We start from the raw sequence: 22,491 nt of genomic DNA, 5'->3' as shown, positions 1-22,491 counted from the left end.
GAAGCCTATTTTTCATGTATGTGAAATAATATTAAGATAACGAAAGTAAAAATGCATAGAGATAATTTTAGATAAAGGTAGGTATAGAAATGATAAAATATATTTCTAAAAGAATAATGTTCATGGTATTTGTATTTTTTATCATGTCACTTGTTATGTTCTTTCTTTATAATTTGATACCCGGGGATCCTGCAAGGGCAGAATTAGAACCCATCAAAAATACGTTAACTTTAGAAGAATATCAACGTAGATACGAAAGTTTAAGAGCACAGATGGGGTTGGATGATCCTACAATTGTGAAATATGGAAAATGGATTGGCGGAGTTTTACAAGGCGATTTAGGTAATTCTATCCGTTATAAAAAACCTGTTATAGATTTAGTTAAAGAGCCTATGAAAAATACAATATTTATTAACATATTTGCTATGATGCTGGCTTTGGGTATTACCATACCTTTAGGCATTATTTGTGCTGTTAAGAGAAATTCTTTATTTGACAATTCTGTGCAGGTTGGTACGATTGTGGGGTATAGTCTGCCACCATTTATTATTGCATTGATTAGTATATTTTTGTTCGCTGTTACTTTAGGCTGGTTTCCTGTTAGTGGTATGAACACACCCAATTTTAAAGGAACCGGGTTGGCATTTTTTGTAGACAGAATGTATCATTTGGCATTGCCTTTGTTTGTAATGACCCTTAGCTCCTTGGGTGGTATGACCAGATATGTTCGTGCCGCTATGATTGAATCTTTAAGAATGGATTATATCCGTACGGCAAGGGCGAAAGGACTTAGGGAAAAAGTAGTTATCTACTCTCATGCATGGAGAAATGCCCTTCTTCCAGTTATTACATTAATTATTGGTTGGTTTATTAATATTTTCGCCGGTTCCTTAGTAGTGGAAGAAATGTTTAGTTTAAATGGTATGGGTTCCTTCTACATGGATGCACTTCGTAATCAGGATTACAACATAGCATTAGCGGTACAGATGTTTTATATGATAGTAGCTTTAGTTGGTAATCTGGTAATCGACTTAAGTTATGGTTTAGTTGACCCTCGTGTCAGAGTGAATCGATAGAAGGAGGAAGAAATCAATGAATAATGAAACTAATAATAAGAAAAAGAAAAAAAGCTTCCTTCACCTTCTATTTATTAATATGTTTGGTACTGGAAAGCAGAAACTTTCAATGTTAGAAGAGGAACAGATGCAAGGTCCTATCAGAAACATTGTTAAGAATTTTAAGAGTAACAAGATTTCAATGACAGGATTAATCGTTTTTATACTTATTTTTATCGGAGTTATAGTAGGGCCGTTCATATTCAAATTGGACTTATCTTATACAGAAACCAGCCAGCAAAACGTTGCACCTGGTCAGAGTTTTCTGAAAGTGCCTAAATCATTAAACGGTAAAGCAGAACAAATTTCTGTGGGACCGACTTTCAGTATTGCTGTTACGGATGACGGGCAGTTATATATGTGGGGAAAAACCAAAATAAGCAAAACCATCAATCTGAAATATGTGCCAAAGCAAATGGGCAAAATAGTAAGGGTTTCTGCCGGATATGATCATATCTTGGCTTTAAATGAAGAAGGAAAGTTATTTGCCTGGGGCAGTGACAGACAGAGACAGTGTGCCATACCAAGTGATGTTGCAGGCTTGACTAATATTGTGGATATTGTTGCAGGATATCAGTGTTCTGTTGTACTAACAGCAGATGGTAAAAGTTATTTCTTTGGTAACTCCAGCAATAATGATTACTTAACAGCCCATCCTTATCAGGGGCAGTTAACAAAAGTTGCGATAACCTCGGATGCTGTTATGGGACTAACAAAGGATGGTCAGGCAGTTTATCTTGGATCACAAAAAAATAGTTATAACAAAGTTCCAGAATTTAAGAGTAAAATTATAGATATTGCTACAACAGCTTCCACAATGGCAGCAGTGGATGATCAGGGACAGGTTTATGTCTGGGGTAATGTATCTGAACGTGGTGAAGGCAGATTCCCAGCTTTTGATGAGAAGATTACCTCATTACAGGGAGGCAGATACCACTATGCTGCCTTAACTGAGAATGGAAATGTGTATGCTTGGGGATATGATAATTATAATCAGGCAACAGTACCGGATAAAGTTACAGATGCAGATATAAAAGCTGTTTATACCGGATTCTATCAGAATTATGCTATTACAGAAGATGGAAGTGTATTACCTTGGGGGTTAAAAGGTTATATTCTTGGTTCTGATGAATTAGGAAGAGATATCTTAAATAGAATTGTAAACGGTGGTCGTATGTCTATGACTATCGGAGCGATTTCGGTAGTTATATCCACCTTTATAGGTGTTATAATAGGTAGCTTATCCGGTTTCTTTGGAGGAAAAGTGGATATGGTACTGCAGAGGGTTGTTGAGATAGTATCAGCACTTCCATTCTTGCCATTTGCCATGATATTGTCAGCGTTATTAGGCAATTCCCTAACCTCCACCCAGCGAATCTATCTTATGATGGTAGTACTTGGTGTTCTCCAATGGCCGAGTCTTTCCAGATTAGTACGTGCTCAGGTTTTAGCAGCACGTGAAATGGAATTTGTTACTGCCGCAAAAGCAGTTGGCATTAAATCGATGACGATTGTATTTAAACATATATTACCGAATGTAATATCTGTTATCATTGTATCTGCAACCTTAGATTTTGCAACCTGTATGCTTATAGAGGCTACCTTATCGTATTTAGGCTTCGGTGTACCGGCTCCTCAGCCAACCTGGGGTAATATGCTGTATGGAAGTAACAACAGTATTGTTATTCAAAATTTCTGGTGGAGATGGGTATTTACCTCAATAATTTTAGGTATTTGTGTAATCTGTATTAACTTAACCGGTGACGGTCTGCGTGATGCAATCGATCCGAAATCTCAGGAACGTTAGGGGGAAATGAAAATGGCATTATTAGAATTACGTGATTTGCATACATTCTTTGATACAAAAAAAGGTACCGTAAAAGCTGTTAACGGTGTATCTTATTTTGTTAATGCAGGAAAAACCCTTGGTGTTGTTGGTGAAAGTGGCAGCGGTAAAAGTGTTTCTGCAATGAGTATATTAAAACTATTAGATGGAAACGGAAGAATCGATAGCGGGGAAGTTATTTTTGATGGTAAGAACCTTGCAGATGTTTCGGTGAAAGAAATGAGTAAAATCAGAGGAAATGATATCTCAGTTATCTTCCAGGAACCGATGACATCCTTAAACCCTGTGTTTACAATTGAACGTCAGGTAGCCGAACCATTTAGAATTCATCAGGGTTTAAATAAAAAAGAAGCTGCAAAAAAGGTTGTTGAGATGTTAGCTCAAGTTAATATCCCCAATCCGGAAGCGGTGGCAAAGCAATATCCTCATCAGCTTTCTGGTGGTATGAGACAGCGTGTCATGATAGCTATGGCACTTGCCTGCAAGCCCAAACTTTTGATTGCTGATGAACCTACTACTGCACTGGATGTTACTATTCAGGCACAGATTTTAAAATTAATGAATCAATTAAAGAATGAAAATGGGACTTCTATTTTATTCATTACCCATGATTTGGGTGTAATTAACGAGATGGCTGATGATGTTGCTGTTATGTACTGTGGACAGGTAGTAGAAATGGCACCTGCAAAAGTTATATTTGGTAAGGATTCAAAATATTCTCATCCATATACAGAAGGACTTATGTTTTCGATTCCAAGACTGGATACACCTTCTGGTGTACGCTTGGAAGCAATTCCTGGTGCTGTGCCTCATCCTTTGGATTTGCCAAAGGGATGTAAATTTGCTCCTAGATGTAAGTATGCTACGGATAAATGCCGCGAAGAAGAACCAGCTTTAGTTTCCATCGAACAGGATCATCAAACTCGTTGTTTTTATCCTGAGAAAGGGGTTAGAAGCAATGGAAAATAATAAGAAAAAAGTCTTAATTAAAGTACAAAACTTAAAGCAATACTTTCCGATAAAGAAATCTTTTGGTCAAAAGGAAAGATTATATGTAAGAGCAAATGATGATGTAACACTTGACATATATGAGGGTGAAACGCTTGGTTTAGTTGGTGAAAGTGGTTGTGGTAAATCTACACTTGGCCGTACACTGTTGCAGTTATATAGCCAGACAGATGGTCGCACCATGTATTACGGTCGTGATATTGATGAAATTGCACCAGGCTATGTGGAAGATATTTTAAAAAACCTTGTATCCAGAAAACAGACATTGCAAGGGTTAAGGGATAAAGAGGACAGTGCACGTAAAGCGTATGAAGCCTTACCTGATGGAGATGAAAAATATGCGGCCCTAGAGCAGTTGCATACAGCAGAAAAGAGTGCTCGTGATGCATTTCTTGATATTGTTCAGTTAATCGGGGGCTTTTATACGGTAGATGATTTAACTCCTATATCTGATATATTGTTAAAAGAATATAAACAAGGTGTTGAGTATCAGAAATTAAAGAGAAAGATTAATGAAGAGCAGATTTCTCTGGACGGTACAAAATCCACATTAAAGGAAAAAGGAAAAAGTAAAGATCAGATTGAAGCAACAACGGCATCCGCTAAGAATAGAATTAGTAAACTGGAAAGTGAATTAAAGGTAATAGAGAGCCAGTTAACTACCATACGTTCCGGTATTTATGAACTAATGAAAAAACACAAGAGTAATACGGATTTTGATAAGTATGAAGTGTATAGGGACAAGGGAATTAATCTTGCAAGGCTTACGGCTGAAGAAATGAGATTCTTGAGAAAAGATTTACAGTTAATATTCCAGGATCCATATTCTTCATTGAATCCAAGAATGACCGTTGGACAGATTATATCAGAAGGCTTATTGGCACATAAATATTTTGACAAGAATGATGAAAAGCTTCAAGAATATGTTTTGAATATTATGGAGAAATGTGGTCTTGCGCCATATTTTATCCATCGTTATCCCCATCAGTTCTCTGGTGGCCAAAGACAACGTATCGGTATAGCGAGATCATTAGCTCTAAAGCCCAAATTCGTAGTATGCGATGAAGCTGTATCAGCGCTGGATGTTTCTATTCAGTCACAGATAATTAATCTATTATTGGATTTGAAGGAAGAGGAGAATCTTACCTATCTTTTCATATCACATGACTTAAGTGTTATTAAATATATTAGTGATAGAGTAGGTGTTATGTATTTAGGTAATATTGTAGAGCTTGCAACAACGGAAGAAATCTTTGCACATCCTACCCATCCATATACGGAAGCTCTATTATCGGCTATTCCTACAACAGATGTGGATACAAAGAAAGAGACCATTATTCTCGAAGGTGATATACCAAGCCCTATTAAACCACCATCAGGCTGCAAATTCCATACTCGTTGCAGATATGCAACTGATATTTGTAAAAAAGTTGTTCCAGAATTTGAAGAAGCCAGACCTGGACATTTTGTAGCTTGTCATCATAAATTGATGTAGTAGACTGGAGAGAGTATTATGCTATTTCAGAAAAAAGTAGACAGAGCCATGGATTGGCTGACACAACAAAATAAAGATAAAAATGATAAAGGTGAACAGGATTATGAGATAGAGCAATCAATATTTGATCAGCCGGATCAACCAGAAGTTTTTAAAAGAAAAAAGAAAAAGTCTTTTGAAAAGTCATCGAAAGAGGATTATCTGGATATTGAAAAGAATGATTTACCTGCCTTAATGATTGCTGCATTTTTGATTTTTGTCCCTGCTATTGCTTTAATACTAGGTTTGTTTGTTTTAGTTGCCTGGCTGTTCTTTTAGAGGGAATAGAATAATATATATTTAGAGTCGTCTTTTTTAAAAGCTCAATGTACTGGTAGAACTCGTTTACAGTTCATAATGAATGGTTAATAAATATATGTAATAAGTAATAGAGCTCCAAGATTTTCAAGTCTTATAGAAATGAAAATCTTGGAGCTTTTTGCGTATTTTTATATCAGGAGAAATAACCGAAAAAACTAACGATTTTTATAGTAAAAGATAGCTATTTGCGTTCTATCTCGAAGAGATAACTTTTCAAGTATTAAACTGATGTAATTTCGAATCGTTCCTTCACTCAGAAATAGAATTTCTGAAATCTCCTTATTAGACAATCCATCGGCTATCTTACAGATGATTTCATATTCCTTTTCAGTTAGACCATAGGACGAATAATCGGTGATAGGACTGGACTGGTGTAAAAGGTTCGGAAGCTTAGTTATAATTTCATTACCATACACATTTTGCCCTTTGTGAACGGCGCGAAGAGCGGGAATGATACTGTCAAAGTCTTGTTTCATCATATAACCTTTGGCTCCGATATTTAACGCTTTAATGATATAGTCATCATCTAAAAAAGTAGTTAGATATAATATTTTGGCTTCTGGATACTTTTTTAATAGGATTTCGCCGGCATCCAGACCTGACATTACATCCATACGGATATCCATAAGCAGTACATCCGGGTTTAAGCTTTCATATAAACTGATACCCTCCTGACCGTTATGCCCCATTCCGATAACTTCAATGTCAGAATCTGCAGCCAGTATAATTTTTAAAGATTGACAAACTAATTTATCATCATCCACAAGCAATACTTTCATAAATCTCCTCCCTTGGACGTATTATTTATTTTTTGGTATAGAAATAAATATACGAAACCCTTCATCAAAGCTAAAATTAATATTTCCTTGAAAGCTTTTCACACGATCAGTAATATTTTGTATACCCATTCCTTCCTGGTAAACTTGATTTTCAAAAAGTCTTTTTAAGCGTAGTTGTTTTGGGTCTTCAATCATTCCATTGTCAGACAGAATCAGCTGATACATAGCAGGATGTTCTCTTAGGCTTATGAGAACTTTCGTGGCGTTTGAATGCTTAATAATATTTGCAAGGCCTTCTTTTACAATGGCAATAAATGTATATTTCAACTTTATGTCCGGTGAGGATTTTAAATCATATTCAAAATTAATTTTACAAAAAGTAAAATCTTTCACAAGAGTATCTATTACAGTGTATAAATCAATCGACTCATCATGCATGTTATGGATACTAGAACGTATACTGTCCATACCACTTGAGATAGAATCTTTTAAGGCAGTTAAGCCTTCTCTTGTAGTTTCTTCTCTTGTAATTGTTAGCAATGCACCTAACTGTAATAAGGATCGGGACAGTAAATGCCCAATGTTATCATGAATATCCTTTGAGATACGATTACGCTCATTTAGTGTGGCAACATTTATTTCATAATCCTGGTTTTCTAAAATACTTTGATTTTTTTGCTCTTGCAATAGTGCCAGCTCTTTGGAGGTATCCTGTAACTCATTATATTCTAGCCTAATTCTTTGATAGGTTAAAGAGCGGTATTTAATAATCCAGCTAAGTATAAAAAACAAAATGGTAATAGCAATAATTGCTGGTGAGAAATAATTAAAATTTAAAAAAAACGGAAATAAAATTAGCAGACTTAAAAATTGGTAGTCGTAATAGGCAATATCATAAATCATTAAAGGCAAAAATACGAAGCAATAAGGAATTAGCTGACAGCAGGCAATATAGATAAGAAAGAATCCCAACTTCAAACGCCGATCCTCCATATAAGTGCTCAGACTGGAAGTGATAACAGCCAAGAGCACTGGAATAATAGAATATTCCCAGTGTACTTCTAAGAGATATAGAATAAAACAGCTAAAAAATAATAGAAGCTTATCTTGAATTTCTGCCATAGGCCCTCCCACTATGCTATAGAACTATCTATCTGCAAATATTGCCACTAATGTAACAGATTAGTATTATCATACCAAAAGCTGTATTAGAAATCAATGGTTGCACGGAAGGAAGCTTTGTGATACTGTTACATTTGTCAATAATTAAAGTGACACGGTTCACTGGGAGTAAAATATAAAATATACTATAGTTATTACACATGGGTATAGACGCAGCCCTAAGTTTACAGGCATTGAGAAAGGTATGGTTAATCATATGATAGTAGAGGTAAAAAACTTGGTAAAACGTTATGATAGACTGGTTGCCCTGGATCATTTTAACCTCACGGTTGAAAAGGGCGAAATATATGGTTTGCTTGGTCCAAACGGTTCTGGAAAAACAACAGCAATAAATTGCATCTTATCGTTATTAAGTTATGATAAGGGGAACATTGAAATATTTGGTAAAAAGATGTCTCCGGATGCCTATGAAATTAAAAAACAAATTGGAATAATCATGCAAAATATTGCAGTATTTGAAGAATTGACTGTATATGAAAACATATCTTATTTTTGCAGTCTGTATATAAATGATAAAAATCAGGTAAGAAGACTAACTGAGGAGGCCATTGATTTTGTATCCTTGGGGGATTTTACAAAGTTTTATCCGAAAAAATTAAGTGGAGGCTTACTTCGAAGATTAAATATTGCCTGCGGTATAGCTCATAAACCTAAACTTGTAATATTAGACGAACCTACTGTGGCAGTTGACCCTCAAAGCAGGAATAAGATTTTGGAGGGGATTAAAAATTTGAATAAAGAGGGAGCCACTATTATATATACAAGTCATTACATGGAAGAAGTCGAACAGCTTTGCAGTAGGATATCAATTATAGATAAAGGAAAGATTATAGCTTCCGGCACAAAGGATGAGCTTAAAAATATGATATCCCTCGGTGAAAAAATAACAGTGGAAGCTTACAATTTAAAAGAAGAGCAGATAAGGCAAATATCACACATACCCAATGTGGCACAGGCAGATTACAAGGATAGTATCTTATATATAAAGTCCAATAAAGGAAAAAATAACCTGATTCATATCTTGGATTATTTGCAGAACAACGATATAAACTTTGGGAAAATTTACACGGAACTTCCCACGCTTAACGATGTTTTTCTTGAAATAACAGGAAAGGAATTGAGAGATTAAGCATTCTCAAAGGTGGTAAGATGTATTACAGACTATATAAATCCAGACTGAAATGTTTGATTCGAAATTACGATATGCTTTTTTGGTCTTTTGCCTTTCCAATCCTTCTATCTCTGTTTTTTTATATGGGATTTTATAATCTGTCAAAAGATAAAGCAATTGAGACAATACCGGTTGCGGTGGTGGGGGATTATACATTCTCGGATGATTTATTACAGGTTATGGAGAGAGCCCGTGCCAGTGAAGATACTCCTTTATTTTGGCTGATAAAAGTTAATCAGATGGAGGCAGAAACTCTTTTACAGGAAAGGCAAGTGGAGGGGATTGTTTATACGGATGAAGAGACGGCATTAGTTGTTAACAGCAATGGGTATTATCAGACCATAATAAAGGCTTTTTTGGATACCTATCTGCAAAGTAAGCAGACAGCAAAAAGGGCAGGCAGTTTAAATCAGAGCTTACAAGAAGATGTATCTGAGATAATGGCTGATAACAGAAACTATATAATAGATGGCAGCGGTGATAATCCGAATACAACTCTAATTTATTTTTATACTTTAATTGCACTTGCATGTATGTTTGGAAGTAAGTATGGATTTCTCGAAATGAGGAATATTGAGGCAAATCAATCTCCGGTAGCAGCTAGGCTGCAGGCAGCACCAGTGCATAAGTTAAAGCTGTTATTATGCAACCTGACAGCTTCTTTTACAATACATTTTTTAAGCATATTACTTTTATTACTTTTTCTAAATAAGGTCTTAATGATTGCGCTTGGAGGAGAGATTTTAAGATTGATGTGTGTATGTCTTTTAGGTTCTATCTGCGGGGTTACCTTGGGTGCTATGGTCTGTGTAATTGTGAAAGCAAATATAAAAGTAAGAAGTGCCATTTTGTATATTGTAGTATTAGGAGGGAGCTTTTTATCCGGCATGTTAATAGTGGATATGAAATACTTTATTACTAATAATATACCGCTGTTAGGATTTATAAATCCCTCAAATTTAATAACCGATGCCTTTTATTCCTTATATTTTTATGACGGCTACGACAGGTATCAGCTGAATCTGTCTATATTGGGGGTGCTGACAGGAATTTTCATAGTAATTACTTATTTAGAAATACGGAGGAAGGATTATGCAAGTATTTAAAATCTATTTTAAAATATTAAAAAATTCATCCTTATCGTTAGCACTCTATGCCATTGTTTTTGTCATCCTTATAACAGTAATATCCCTAGGACAGGCAAAGGATCCTTTGAATTTTGAGGAAACAAAGGTTAATACAGCCTTAGTAAATTATGATTCTGATAGTGTCTTTGTACAGAATTTTTTAGCTTATCTGAGTAACTATTGCAATTTTATTGAACTGGAAGGAGAGGAAAATGAATTAATTGATGTCTTGATTTTTCGAAAAGCAGAATATATGCTGACAATACCGTATGGTTTTGGTGAGGATATAATGAAAGGTAAGGATGTCAATGTTGAGAAAAAAACCATTTCAGGAGGTCTTTATGAGACTGCAATTGACCAAGCAATAAATCGTTATATAACAACTGCAAAAGTATACCTATATGCAAATCCGATACTTTCAGAGCAGAATGTGGTTAATTATGTGAATCAGGACATGAATACTGAGGCGACTGTATCCATAAACTATAATCATATAGGCAGGAATTACAGTTTTCATAATAAATATTTTAATTTCGCTTCTTATATACTTTTAGCTTCTAGTTTTTTAGGTGTTGGAATGGTTATGCTGACTTTTTATAATGTACACATCAGACGAAGGAATCTTGTGACGCCTATGAATTTTAAAAGCATGGATTTACAATTAATTGCAGGTAATATAATTTTTGTAATAGCATGGGATATATTTATTATACTGCTTGGAATACTGCTTGCTCCTGACAAATATATAGATTTGTCAGTTCTAATGTTCTGGTTCAATTTCTTTATATTTTCGTTGGGTGCATTAAGTATCGGCTTTTTATCTGCTATATTGGTTAAGAGGAAAGAAGTTAATAATATGCTGTCATTTATACTGCCACTGGGGTTAAGTTTTATCAGTGGAGCCTTTATACCCCAAACAATGTTAGATAAAGGGGTCTTAAAGCTTGCACAGTTTTCTCCTCTATACTGGTTTGTAAGAGCCAATGATTCAATTGCTGTACTACAATCTTATGCATTTATGGACATGATAGATATTTTTAAATTTATTGGCATACAATTTGGTTTTGCAGTGGCAGTTTTTTCAGTTGCCCTGGTAGCAGGGAAGCAATGGAGACAATCAAATTAACAAACATTCGTTCTGAAAATACTTGCAAAGCTTTCGATAAAATGTTATACTAATACAAACAAATGTTTGCAAAAAGTAAAAAGGTGATGAAAACAAATGAGTGTTATTATTCAGGAAAATATGTCAGTACAGAAAAAACTAGAGATACTATCCGATGCTGCAAAATATGATGTTGCCTGTACTTCCAGCGGTGTAGACCGTAAAGGAATAGCAGGCAGCCTTGGTACCTCTGTTGCCAGTGGAATCTGCCACACCTTTTCAGCTGATGGAAGATGTATATCTTTGTTAAAAATATTATTTACCAATGAATGTATATTTGACTGCAAATATTGCTTTAATAGAGCGTCTAATGATATTGTAAGAGCTTCTTTTACACCCGAAGAAGTATGTGATCTCACCATAGAATTTTATCGTAGAAACTATATTGAAGGATTATTTTTAAGCTCAGGCGTTTTAATCAACCCTAATCATACCATGGAACTGATTTGTAAAACATTAAAAATGTTGAGAGAAGATTATCATTTCAACGGATACATTCATTGTAAAGCTGTACCGGGAGCGGATTCTTCCATAATTGAAATGGCAGGCTGGTATGCAGACCGTATGAGCGTCAATCTGGAGTTACCTACTACGGAAAGTTTAAAGCAACTAGCACCTCATAAAAGCCGGAAAAATATTTTGAAACCAATGAAACAGATACAACTAGGGCGGATTGAGTCAATGGAAAGCCCTATATTTGGGCGTATCAGTGATAAAAAACTAAAATCCAAGTACCTTATGCAAGATGAATTAGAGGATAATAAGGCGATGGTACCGGAGAAATCGTCAGTCTTAGGATTGGTGAAAAGACCTGCTATTAACAGAGGTTTTGTTCCGGCAGGACAAAGTACCCAAATGATTATTGGAGCCACTCCGGAAAATGATTACCAGATTATGTCCGTAGCTGAAGCATTATATCAAAAGTTTGATTTAAAGCGAGTGTTTTATTCTGCTTATATTAGTGTTAACCAGGATAGTAACTTACCTTCACTGACTTCACCTCCGCTTCTAAGAGAGCACCGTTTGTATCAGGCAGACTGGCTGTTAAGGTTCTATGGATTTGAAGCTTCTGAATTATTGTCAGAACAAAGACCGAACTTTAATGTATTGATTGATCCCAAATGTAATTGGGCAATTGGACATTTGGAACAGTTTCCAATAGAAATTAACAAAGCAGATTATTATACTTTACTTAGAATTCCGGGAGTTGGAGTAAAATCTGCCCAGCGTATCGTGAAGGCAAGAAGAGTATCGGCATTAAATTTTGAAGATTTGAAGAAAATAGGTGTCGTATTAAAACGTGCTTTATATTTTATAACCTGTAATGGGAAGATGATGTATCAAACAAAGATAGATGAAAATTATATTACAAATCAATTGATTTCTGTAAAGGAAAGGCTGCCCTATGGAATTGATGGCGGTATTTCGTTTCAACAATTATCCCTGTTTGATGACGTGAACTTTTCAGCTCCTAATTTACAGGAGTTTAAAAGTGGCATTGGTTAATATATATATGCAAAAGGAGATAGTGTAATATTAAGATTTTCTTAGATTTATAAGCGCAGATTTTGCGCAGAATGGCAGGTATAATGACGGTAAAAAAAATATTTGTCTGTGAGGATAGTATTGATGGCATATTCACAGCAATTTATGATGCTTGGAACAGCCGGCATGGACACACGAATATAAGAATAGAGTTACAATCAGAAGATGGTTCTGTGAATTATGAATTATTTTCTGAATATATTGCAGTCAAAACCGATTCAGAAAAAGCATCTAAAGTTGATAGATCAATAAAAAGCAAAATATCCCAAGAGGCGTATGAATATGTATTTACAGCTTCTTGTTCTGATGAAAAGGAAAAAGGTGATTTAATATACCGTTTTTTGATATTAGGTTTTTCTATGGGATCGTCTGTTGTTAACTATCTCGGAAATGATATCGTATCAAAAATCTTTGATATGAATCGTAATCTTAATAATGAAGTACATCATTATCTTGGATTTGTAAGATTTCATGAAATTGAAAATGGTATACTATACTCAAAAATCTGCCCGAAAAATGATGTGTTAAGACATTTGGCACCCCATTTTTCTGACCGAATGAATACGGAGAATTTCATAATATATGATGAAAAGAGAAAAACCGCAATCTTACATCGTACCGGCTTATCATGGGTTTATACATATGCTGATAACCTTAATTTGAATAGACTGGAGCAATTTTCTGTGCAGGAAGATGAGTTTCAGGAATTGTGGAAAGTCTTTTTTGAATCTATTGCTATTAAAGAACGCCAAAATTATAAATTGCAGAGAAATAATCTTCCTATTAGGTTTCGCAATAACATGTTAGAATTTAATAATGATAAAAAATTTAGATAATTACATGAAGTGGCAAATAACGGTAATGATATATGCATAAATGCATGTATTTGTGGAATACTAAATGAGTAAAATTAAATCATTTTTTAGGAGGAGTACCCATGAAAAAAAGTTTATATTTATTATTAGCGGTATGCTGCCTTACATTTTTGACTGCTTGTACAACAACTGATAATAATACAGGTACTAATAACGGTACAGGTACAGGAACAATAACTCCATCAGGAACAACGGGCGGTACAACGGTAACACCTTCAGGTGGAACAGGAACAAATGGCAGCGGAACTGGAACAACTGGTGGTGGAGCCGGTACTGGGACGACAGCAGCACCAACTGGAGCAACTGGAGCGAATGATAAAACAGTTGGTGATAAAATCAATGACGCCACACAGGATATAGAAAATGGTGCCAAGAACGCTGCTGACGATGTTGAAGATGCAATCGAAGGCAACAACAATAAAACTACAAGATAAAAAATGTGTATTTTAAAGCTAGTTTATTCAAAAAATGGTGCTAAGATTTTTCTTAGTACCATTTTTTTGATAGTCACATCAATAAAGTCATGAATTAGTTAAATTAATGATTTTACTCTTATTAATTTTCTATAACATAGATATCATAAGACAATCCATTTTTTAAAATAGTATTTTCTTGGTGCATTCCAACTCTGAGGGCAACATTTACAGATTTGGTGTTCTTAGGGTGTATAACTGCAACAAGGCGCCCAAAGCCTAGAGTAGTAAAACTATAATCTATGATAGCTTTTATGCATTCCACAGCATAACCAAAACCCCAGTGGTTATAGTCTAGTAAATAGCCCAGCTCTATTTCATCTCTGCCATTAATTTTAGTATCCTGTATTCCGCATCGGCCAATTAAATTTTTAGTGTCTTTTTGAAAGACACCCCATAAACCATAGCCGTAAAAATTATAAACATTTCTTATATAGGCCTTATGTTTTTCTATCTCTATATCAAGATAATCGTCAATATCAGTAACATATTTTTTGACTTCTGGATTCTGATAAATAGTATAGATTACTGGTATATCAGATACGGCCAGCTCACGAATGATTAAACGATTAGTAACAGCAATCGTAACCGGTTCCCCATGGGCTCGTTGATATACATTATGGATAAAATCAGGAGTTATCTCATCAAAACCCTCAATTAATACGGCTGCCCCAGACAGATTCTGGTTGCCGGAATTTGGATTAACAAAGCCTATAGCAGGGATACCAGCAGCATTTGCTGCAGTTACACCGTTATAGGAATCTTCAATAACTATACAATCCTTATTACCTAACCCTAGTTCTTTTAAAGCTTTTATAAAAACATCGGGAGCTGGTTTTGGATTTGATACAGTTGTTCCGCTGACAAGCTTATGAAAGTATTTTTTAATACCTAAAACACTCACAACGTCCGCTATTTCTTTTTCGGAAGAGGAAGAGGCAATAGCAAGCTTATAGCCATGGTGATAAAGCTTCTCAATGAGCTCCTGCACATAGGGAACAGGAGTATAGCCCTCTTCTAAAATCAGTGTATGTTTTGCTTTTTTATATAACTCTAACAATTCTTCGCACGTCAGGGGAAGGTTGTAATCCCTAATTATGGTCTCTAGCATAAAGGCTGTGGTAGAACCAATAAATCCATAACAGTATGGAATGGTAATATCCACCCCTATATTTTTTAAGGCATTAACTGCGGCTTGTGCATGTAAGGGTTCACTATCTATAATTACTCCATCCATATCAAAGATAACGGCTTTTAACATAATTGTTCTCCTTTCTCGGATTTAGGTGGCGTTTAACAGTTAGGATTGAAACGCTCTCATTAATGTACACTTATTCTTAGTGCAAATAGCAACTAAAAGTTATTATAACAAATATTTTAGAATATGAAAAGATTTTGAGGTACATGCAACACGACAAACGCATGAATGTGTTCTATTAACAAGCACTTGAATGTATCTTTTTTAAGTATTACAGATTCAGAATGTTTTCCAAGTGTCTTTCAGGATTCGTTCCAATTGCAAAGCGTTTCATTTTCAGGCTCATGGGCGTTTTCCTTAATTCATATATCCTTAATACGTTCAATGCCAGTTTTCTCATGATATTTAAATTAAATGCTGCCTGCTTTTCAAGGGTGTGGTTGTCATCCTCTCGAAAGGTTACATCCAGATGCCAATGAAAACTTTCCACCATCCAATGTCCCCGAATCGCTCGGGCAATTTCGCTGACCTCTAGTGGTAGACTACTTATAAAATATCGGGTTTCCGTTATCTCTACCTCGTTTCTGACTATAGTATTGCGTGTCATTGCAATGGATTTCAGCCCTGCCCAGTCCTTCTTCTGCTCTAGCCATGCAATATCTACACTCTGCCAGTATTCGCGCTTCTCTATGCCGCCTCGCGCTTTCTCTATTGTCTTTGTATAGGCACACTGCTCCAATAATCCAACATCATCAAAATATAATTTCACATCCTCATGAAGTCTTCCCTGATTTCCTTTTAGGGCTAGCACGTAATCGGCTTTCTTTTTCCATATCTTCTTTACAATCTGCGTTTGCGTTCCCATTGCATCCGTTGTAATGATATGACCTTTCACGTTCAAATCGTCAAGCAGTTCAGGAATCGCTGTAATTTCATTGGTCTTTTCTTCTACTCGCTTTTGCCCAAGGCAGATTCCTTTCTCGTCCACTGCACTGACAATATGGTTTGCATTCTGGTCTTTGTTCCTATTTCCACATTGTGTTTTTCCGTCAATGGCGAGGATTTTTTTGATTTTTTCTCCTTCTCCGCTACTTAGCATCTCATTCCAAAGCAGTTGGAATTTCTGAAGAAACTCTGGGGATACCATGCTAAATACACGTTGAATCGTATCGTGAGAAGGAATGCCGTTTGGAAGCTCCAAATATCTTCGCAGAAACTTCTCATGTTCTTTCCCAAATATTTCTATTGCTATCCATTCGTCTGCATTTGCCAGCATTGCAAAGAATACCAGCGCTATAATATCACTCATCTTGTAAAGAATTTTTTTCTTCTGTCTTAAATCTTCTACTTGTTCTAAATATTTCAATGTCTTGTGCATTTTTTCATCCCCCTTGGAATGATTATACACTTTTCCCTTATTCTTATAAACCTTTAAATATATTCATGCGTTTGTCTTGGTACATGCAATGAATCACCAAGTAATTACAAATTAGAATTTATATAAAACCTGTTCTTTAAGATTGCATATTACGGGCTGCCTGCGTTGACAATTAAGGTGTCTATGGTATAATTGTTTCAGCGTAATTGAATAAAGAAAGCGGAGATAATTCATGGAAAAAGCAATCGTTAAGTTAAAAAAGGGTGAAGGCAGAACCTTAAAAGCCGGAGGCATGTGGGTATACGACAACGAAATTGACAAAATTGAAGGAGAATTTAACAACGGTGATATAGTAACGGTGCATGATTTTGATAATTATTACATGGGCTGTGGCTTTATAAATACAAATTCCAAGATAACGGTTCGTGTTATGGCAAGGGCAAAGGGACAGGAGATTACAGAGGCATTTTTAGAAGAGCGGTTAAAAGTGGCCTGGGAGTACAGAAAAAAGACAGTAGATGTAAGCAGCTGTCGTATTGTCTTTGGAGAAGCAGATTTTTTACCGGGTATTGTAATCGATAAATTTACGGATGTCCTTGTGGTGCAATCTTTAGCGCTGGGCATAGACAGAATGAAGAATACCCTAGTAGATCTCTTAAAAAACATATTAAAAACAGACGGTATTCTCATAAGGGGCGTATACGAAAGAAGTGATGCGAAAGTCAGGCTTCAGGAAGGTATGGAACGGGTAAAAGGCTTCCTTGGTGAAGCATTTGATACCAAAGTAGAAATTGTTGAAAATGGAGTAAAATATTTGGTTGATGTTGCAGACGGACAAAAGACAGGTTTCTTTTTAGATCAGAAATATAATAGAGAAGCAATTAAAAAAATCTGTAAAAATGCAGAAGTACTGGATTGTTTCACACATACCGGCTCCTTTGCCCTAAATGCAGGATTAGCTGGTGCAAAAAGTGTAATCGGAGTAGACGCATCTGAACTTGGTGTTGCACAAGCAAGAGAAAATGCTGTTTTAAATGGCTTACAGGATAGAGTAGAATTTATATGTACCGATGTTTTCGATTTATTGCCGGAATATGAAAAAGAAAATAAAAAGTTTGATGTCGTAATCCTTGATCCTCCGGCGTTTACAAAATCCAGAAATTCTGTAAAGAATGCTGTAAAGGGTTATAGAGAAATTAACCTTCGTGCCATGAAACTAATTAAAAACGGAGGGTATTTAGCGACTTGTTCCTGTTCTCATTTTATGACACCGGAATTATTTTCGGAAACCATAGGACAAGCAGCTAAGAATACACATAAAAGATTAAGACAGGTTGAATATAGAACACAAGCACCGGATCATCCAATTTTGTGGGCAGCTGACGAATCTTATTACTTAAAATTTTATATATTCCAGGTTTGTGACGAAAAATAAGGAGAAAAACATGACTTATGAAGAAGCCACCCGGTTTTTAAAGGATTGTGAAGGATACGGCAGTGTACTAGGGCTTGATAATATGAAGCTTCTTTTAGAAGGGCTTTTTAACCCTCAAAAGGATTTGAAATTTGTTCATATAGCCGGAACGAATGGAAAAGGATCAACGGCAGCTTTCATAACGTATTGTATGGCTGCTGCTGGCTATAAGGTAGGGCGATATATCTCACCTGCTGTATTCTGTTATGAGGAGAAATTTCAGATATTTGAAGCTGGTTCGGACGGAAATACTGAATCAAGGAAGGTATCCTCTGTGTTTATTACAAAAGAAGATATTACAGAAGAAGCAGGTCAGATAAAAGAAGTGTGTCAGAACCTGACATCAGAAGGAAAAAACCATCCTACCATATTTGAAGTCGAAACAGCACTTGCAATGATGTATTTTCGTAAAAAGCAATGTGATTTGGTCGTACTGGAAGTGGGTCTTGGAGGCAGATTAGATGCTACTAATGTTATTGATACAACAGAATGTGCGGTTATAACATCTATCAGTATGGACCATATGACATACCTTGGTAATACCTTAGCCGAAATCGCCTGGGAAAAGGCAGGAATTATTAAACCTGGTATTCCAGTTGTTTCTTATGAACAGGCGGAGGAAGCGAGTACTGTAATTAAAGCAAGAGCAAAAGAATTGAAGGTAGACCTCTTAATAGCTGAATTTAATAAAATAGAAATAAGCCGGCAGAATTTAGAAGGGACTACTTTTTCTTATGGTGAAAGAAAGAATCTGTATATAAGGCTTCTCGGTGAACATCAGGTAAAAAATGCAACATTGGCTTTATTGTCTTTGGAGGTATTAATTAAAAAAGGGTATAAGATAACGGAACAGCAGATAAGAGAAGGACTTTATCAAACTTGTTGGAGTGGTAGATTAGAACCTATAGCAATGCATCCGCTTTTTTTACTGGATGGGGCACATAATGAAGATGCAGCAGTTAATCTGGCTGAAAATATAAAACAATATTTTAAAGGGAAACGTATTTATTTTATCATGGGAGTTTTTGCTGATAAGGAATATGATGCTATTTTAAAGCATACGGCGCATTTAGCCTACAAAATATATACATTAACACCGAACAATCAAAGAGGGTTATCTTCTGCGGCACTTGCAAGAGCAGCAGTTAACTATAATAAGAATGTAATAGATTCCGTAACCAGTGCAAATGCAGTTTGGTCAGCATTAAAAGCGGCTAAAAAGGAAGATATAATAATTGCTTTTGGCTCACTTTCTCACCTGCAAGAAATAAGAGAAGCAGTTAAAAATTCTGAATATTTATTGTAATACCAGATTCTACTATAAAGAGTACTATCTTTGTGGTTTCCTCGTTCTGTTTTGAGGAAAGGGAACTTACGATTGAAAAGTCATGGATAATTGAATATAATAATGAATATATATTCACCTCAAAAATAGAGTACTATACGACAGATAGGAGCATACTATGATTGATTTAACCCAAAGCAGAATGGAAATTGATAAGGTAGATAAGCAAATAGCTGAATTATTTGAACATAGAATGAAGATTGCCAGAGATGTTGCAGAATATAAAATACAAACCGGTAAGAAGGTATTTGATAAAGAAAGAGAGAAGGTAAAACTTAATACATTAAAGGAGCTTGCAGGAAATGAGTTTAATCGGCAAGCAATACAGGAATTATTCTCTCAGATTATGTCGATCAGCCGGAAGTTACAATATGGTTTAATTAGTAAGGAATATGGAGAAAATACTTTTCAGGAAATTGCACAACTGCATATAACGGAAGAAACAAAGGTAGTGTGCTTTGGCGTAAAGGGGTCTTATACCGAACAGGCCATGGAAGAATACTTTGGCACTGATATTAAGAGAGTTTATGCACCGACCTTTAAACAAGTTATGGAAGATATCAAAGATGGTCATGTAGATTATGGAGTACTTCCGATAGAGAATACCTCTACAGGTGGAATAACTGATATCTATGATTTACTAGTAGAATTTGATAATATTATTATTGGTGAGCATGTGGTGAAAGTAGATCATGCTTTATTAGGGCTACCGGGTTCCTCTTTGGATAATATACGAACAGTCTATTCTCATACGCAGGGACTGCTCCAATGCAGTAAATTCATACTGAGCAGAGAAGGGCTTAAATCGGTCGAATGTATCAGCACTGCGGATAGTGCTAAGAAGGTTTTAGAAGAACAGGATATAACACAAGGAGCAATTGCCAGCAAAAAAGCAGCAAATGTATACGGACTGTCTGTATTGCAAGAAAAGTTAAACCATGAAGAAAATAATTCTACAAGATTTATAGTCATTGCAAGAGATAAAAGGTATTTGAAAAATTCCAATAAAATCAGCATATGTTTTGAATTACCTCATGAGAGCGGTTCTCTCTATAATATGCTTTCACATATAATATACAATAATTTAAACATGACAAAAATTGAATCCAGGCCTTTAGAAGGAAAGAACTTTGAATACAGGTTCTTTGTAGATTTTGAAGGAAATATAGCTGAGCCGGCTGTTAAAAATGCTTTATATGGAATACAGGAAGAGGCAACTCGTATAAGAATACTTGGTAATTATAAAACTACCTCAAAGATTGTATTATAATCCGAAAAAATAATTTAACAATAAGTAATTTCACTCTTTCTTCAAATTGTAATCACAAAGTGGACATAATTTTTTGCTAAACTTTAGTTATAAAAAATTAATAACACAGAAAAACAACATAGAACTAAAGTTTGAAAGGAGAATGAATTATGGATGAATTCAATCGTTTTAACAAAGAGGATAATAAATATTATGACAATGGAGCAGGTTCTAAGATTATTGAAGGGTATGCAGTAATAAAAGATGTGGAATCTAAAAAGAAAAAAAGTGTAGCAGGATATTTTAGTAAGATTGTAATAACGGCAGGTGTATTTGGATTAGTAGCCGGAGTATCTTTTCAGGGCTATAACAGTATCTTTAATAAGCAGGGCAGCAATACAGAAATTAGCCAAAATACATCTGAGCCGACTTCCAATGATACTGCAAATGGTGTAAGTACAGTAGAAACTGGAATATCAAATAGTACCGGCAGTGATGTCTCAACCGTAGTAAATAATGTTATGCCATCCATAGTTGCAATCAATGCAAAGATAAATAATGTAACGAATGACTTTTTTGGAAGGCAATATAATCAGGAAGTAGATGGAAGCGGTTCAGGAATTATAATCGGGCAGAATGACTCAGAAATCTTAATTGCGACCAATAACCATGTTATAAAAGGTGCAAACGCAGTAGAGATTGTTTTCGCAGATGATACCACTGCACAGGCGACTGTTAAAGGAACCGCACCGGCATCTGATTTGGCAGTAGTTGCAGTAGATGTTAATGATTTGGAAGAAGGTACGTTTGACAATATTAAAATTGCAACGTTAGGGGATTCTGACTCTGTAAAGCTAGGTGAAATGGCTATTGCCATTGGAAATGCCTTAGGCTACGGACAGTCAATAACCGTAGGGTATGTGAGCGCCTTGGACAGAGAGGTTACGGTAGACAATATAACCTTGAAGGTGCTTCAGACAGATGCTGCTATAAATCCCGGAAACAGCGGCGGAGCTCTTTTGAATTCAAAAGGTGAAGTAATTGGAATTAATTCAGTAAAATATGTAGATGATAGTGTCGAAAGTATTGGTTACGCAATTCCAATCACAGACGCAATACCTGTTATCAGCGATTTGATGAATCGTACAGAACTAGAAGACAGTGAGAAGGCTTATTTGGGCATTGGCGGAAAAGATGTGACCAGTTCTTATTCGCAAAGTTTTAATATGCCGGTAGGTATTTATGTAGGTGAAATTGCTGACGATTCTGCGGCAGCAAAAGCCGGAATTGTAATTGGAGATATTGTCGTTGCTGTTAACAATACAAAAGTAGAATCATTATCTGAACTACAGGATGCCTTGAATTATACCAAAGCCGGGTCAGAAGGAACAATTACAGTTAAATCGTTAGTAAATGGTTCTTATGAGGAAAAAGTCCTCAATATTACCTTTGGCTTTAAACCAAAGAATTAAATATCGAGTTATATATCAGTAATAGTGTTTAAAAGGCTGTTTCTAATATTCTCTAAGCGGATTGCTTGTGAAGATTGGAACAGCCTTCTTGACAGTTGCCATACACTTCGGTATGATTAACTTAGAAGGAAGCGCTAAAAGTATATACTTATAAAGATTTCGTGTGCTATAAGAACGATTTCTTACATAAATTTGTGTCTGCGAATCAAAATTTGCAGGTACCAGAAAGGGTAT

General features: G+C 35.5%; 19 protein-coding genes. 15 read left to right on the top strand and 4 right to left on the bottom strand.

What is annotated here, in order from left to right; all coding sequences use genetic code 11:
* Window positions 1-89 precede the first annotated feature (89 nt).
* From acsn021_RS16635 to acsn021_RS16615, 5 genes are read left to right on the top strand one after another with little or no spacing between them, the layout of a single operon-like run.
* Window positions 90-1,076, top strand: a complete 987-nt coding sequence (locus tag acsn021_RS16635; protein ID WP_184093725.1) for an ABC transporter permease — start codon at window positions 90-92, stop codon at window positions 1,074-1,076.
* A 16-nt stretch (window positions 1,077-1,092) separates the two neighbouring features.
* Entirely contained in the window at window positions 1,093-2,922 is a 1,830-nt protein-coding gene (locus tag acsn021_RS16630; protein ID WP_184093726.1) for an ABC transporter permease subunit, read from the top strand.
* Window positions 2,923-2,934: 12 nt separating this feature from the next.
* Complete coding sequence (locus acsn021_RS16625; RefSeq protein WP_184093727.1) at window positions 2,935-3,930, top strand: ABC transporter ATP-binding protein; 996 nt, start codon at window positions 2,935-2,937, stop codon at window positions 3,928-3,930.
* Window positions 3,920-5,464, top strand: a complete 1,545-nt coding sequence (locus acsn021_RS23080) for an oligopeptide/dipeptide ABC transporter ATP-binding protein (RefSeq protein WP_184093728.1) — start codon at window positions 3,920-3,922, stop codon at window positions 5,462-5,464. Before acsn021_RS16625 ends, acsn021_RS23080 begins: the two co-directional genes overlap by 11 nt.
* 18 nt (window positions 5,465-5,482) lie before the next feature.
* A complete protein-coding gene (locus acsn021_RS16615; RefSeq protein ID WP_184093729.1) occupies window positions 5,483-5,782 on the top strand; it encodes a hypothetical protein in 300 nt (99 codons plus the stop codon).
* Between the two features lie 197 nt (window positions 5,783-5,979).
* Here acsn021_RS16615 and acsn021_RS16610 read toward each other — a convergent pair whose 3' ends face one another.
* Together acsn021_RS16610 and acsn021_RS16605 are read right to left on the bottom strand one after the other, a co-directional pair.
* A complete protein-coding gene (locus tag acsn021_RS16610) occupies window positions 5,980-6,603 on the bottom strand; it encodes a response regulator (protein WP_184093730.1) in 624 nt (207 codons plus the stop codon).
* A gap of 21 nt (window positions 6,604-6,624) precedes the next feature.
* Window positions 6,625-7,725, bottom strand: coding sequence for a sensor histidine kinase (locus tag acsn021_RS16605; protein ID WP_184093731.1), 1,101 nt, complete (start codon window positions 7,723-7,725; stop codon window positions 6,625-6,627).
* Window positions 7,726-7,969: 244 nt separating this feature from the next.
* On the opposite strand from acsn021_RS16605, the gene acsn021_RS16600 reads away from it, so the two are divergent.
* The 6 genes from acsn021_RS16600 to acsn021_RS16575 all read left to right on the top strand — a co-directional run bounded on the left by acsn021_RS16600 (window position 7,970) and on the right by acsn021_RS16575 (window position 14,102).
* Window positions 7,970-8,914 carry an ABC transporter ATP-binding protein gene (locus acsn021_RS16600; protein ID WP_330601794.1) on the top strand — a complete coding sequence of 315 codons (945 nt, stop codon included), beginning with the start codon at window positions 7,970-7,972 and terminating at the stop codon, window positions 8,912-8,914.
* Window positions 8,915-8,934: 20 nt separating this feature from the next.
* Complete coding sequence (locus acsn021_RS16595) at window positions 8,935-10,062, top strand: ABC transporter permease (protein WP_184093732.1); 1,128 nt, start codon at window positions 8,935-8,937, stop codon at window positions 10,060-10,062.
* Window positions 10,049-11,209, top strand: a complete 1,161-nt coding sequence (locus tag acsn021_RS16590; protein ID WP_184093733.1) for an ABC transporter permease — start codon at window positions 10,049-10,051, stop codon at window positions 11,207-11,209. Before acsn021_RS16595 ends, acsn021_RS16590 begins: the two co-directional genes overlap by 14 nt.
* 96 nt (window positions 11,210-11,305) lie before the next feature.
* Window positions 11,306-12,754, top strand: coding sequence for a putative DNA modification/repair radical SAM protein (locus acsn021_RS16585; RefSeq protein WP_184093734.1), 1,449 nt, complete (start codon window positions 11,306-11,308; stop codon window positions 12,752-12,754).
* A gap of 83 nt (window positions 12,755-12,837) precedes the next feature.
* Entirely contained in the window at window positions 12,838-13,629 is a 792-nt protein-coding gene (locus tag acsn021_RS16580) for a TIGR03915 family putative DNA repair protein (RefSeq protein ID WP_184093735.1), read from the top strand.
* Between the two features lie 101 nt (window positions 13,630-13,730).
* Window positions 13,731-14,102, top strand: coding sequence for a hypothetical protein (locus tag acsn021_RS16575; protein WP_184093736.1), 372 nt, complete (start codon window positions 13,731-13,733; stop codon window positions 14,100-14,102).
* A gap of 121 nt (window positions 14,103-14,223) precedes the next feature.
* On the opposite strand, the gene acsn021_RS16570 is transcribed toward acsn021_RS16575, so the two are convergent.
* Both acsn021_RS16570 and acsn021_RS16565 read right to left on the bottom strand, forming a co-directional pair.
* Window positions 14,224-15,402 carry a GNAT family N-acetyltransferase gene (locus tag acsn021_RS16570; RefSeq protein ID WP_184093737.1) on the bottom strand — a complete coding sequence of 393 codons (1,179 nt, stop codon included), beginning with the start codon at window positions 15,400-15,402 and terminating at the stop codon, window positions 14,224-14,226.
* 208 nt (window positions 15,403-15,610) lie between these two features.
* Window positions 15,611-16,717: an ISAs1 family transposase gene (locus acsn021_RS16565; RefSeq protein WP_184096203.1), complete on the bottom strand. Its 1,107-nt coding sequence runs from the start codon at window positions 16,715-16,717 to the stop codon at window positions 15,611-15,613.
* Between the two features lie 232 nt (window positions 16,718-16,949).
* Between acsn021_RS16565 and acsn021_RS16560 the strand changes: the two genes are divergently transcribed.
* From acsn021_RS16560 to acsn021_RS16545, 4 genes are all read left to right on the top strand, one after another.
* Window positions 16,950-18,152 (top strand): class I SAM-dependent rRNA methyltransferase, encoded by a 1,203-nt coding sequence (locus acsn021_RS16560; protein ID WP_184093518.1) that lies wholly within the window; start codon window positions 16,950-16,952, stop codon window positions 18,150-18,152.
* A 10-nt stretch (window positions 18,153-18,162) separates the two neighbouring features.
* The gene (locus acsn021_RS16555) at window positions 18,163-19,497 is read left to right on the top strand and encodes a bifunctional folylpolyglutamate synthase/dihydrofolate synthase (protein WP_184093517.1); all 1,335 of its coding nucleotides are present in this window, start codon (window positions 18,163-18,165) and stop codon (window positions 19,495-19,497) included.
* A gap of 157 nt (window positions 19,498-19,654) precedes the next feature.
* Window positions 19,655-20,806, top strand: a complete 1,152-nt coding sequence (gene pheA, locus acsn021_RS16550) for a prephenate dehydratase (protein WP_184093516.1) — start codon at window positions 19,655-19,657, stop codon at window positions 20,804-20,806.
* Window positions 20,807-20,955: 149 nt separating this feature from the next.
* Window positions 20,956-22,257, top strand: coding sequence for a S1C family serine protease (locus acsn021_RS16545; protein WP_184093515.1), 1,302 nt, complete (start codon window positions 20,956-20,958; stop codon window positions 22,255-22,257).
* Window positions 22,258-22,491: the final 234 nt, after the last annotated feature.

The organism is Anaerocolumna cellulosilytica (assembly GCF_014218335.1).
In the GTDB taxonomy this organism is placed as follows: domain Bacteria; phylum Bacillota; class Clostridia; order Lachnospirales; family Lachnospiraceae; genus Anaerocolumna; species Anaerocolumna cellulosilytica.
This window is presented reverse-complemented; position numbering and strand designations above follow the sequence as displayed.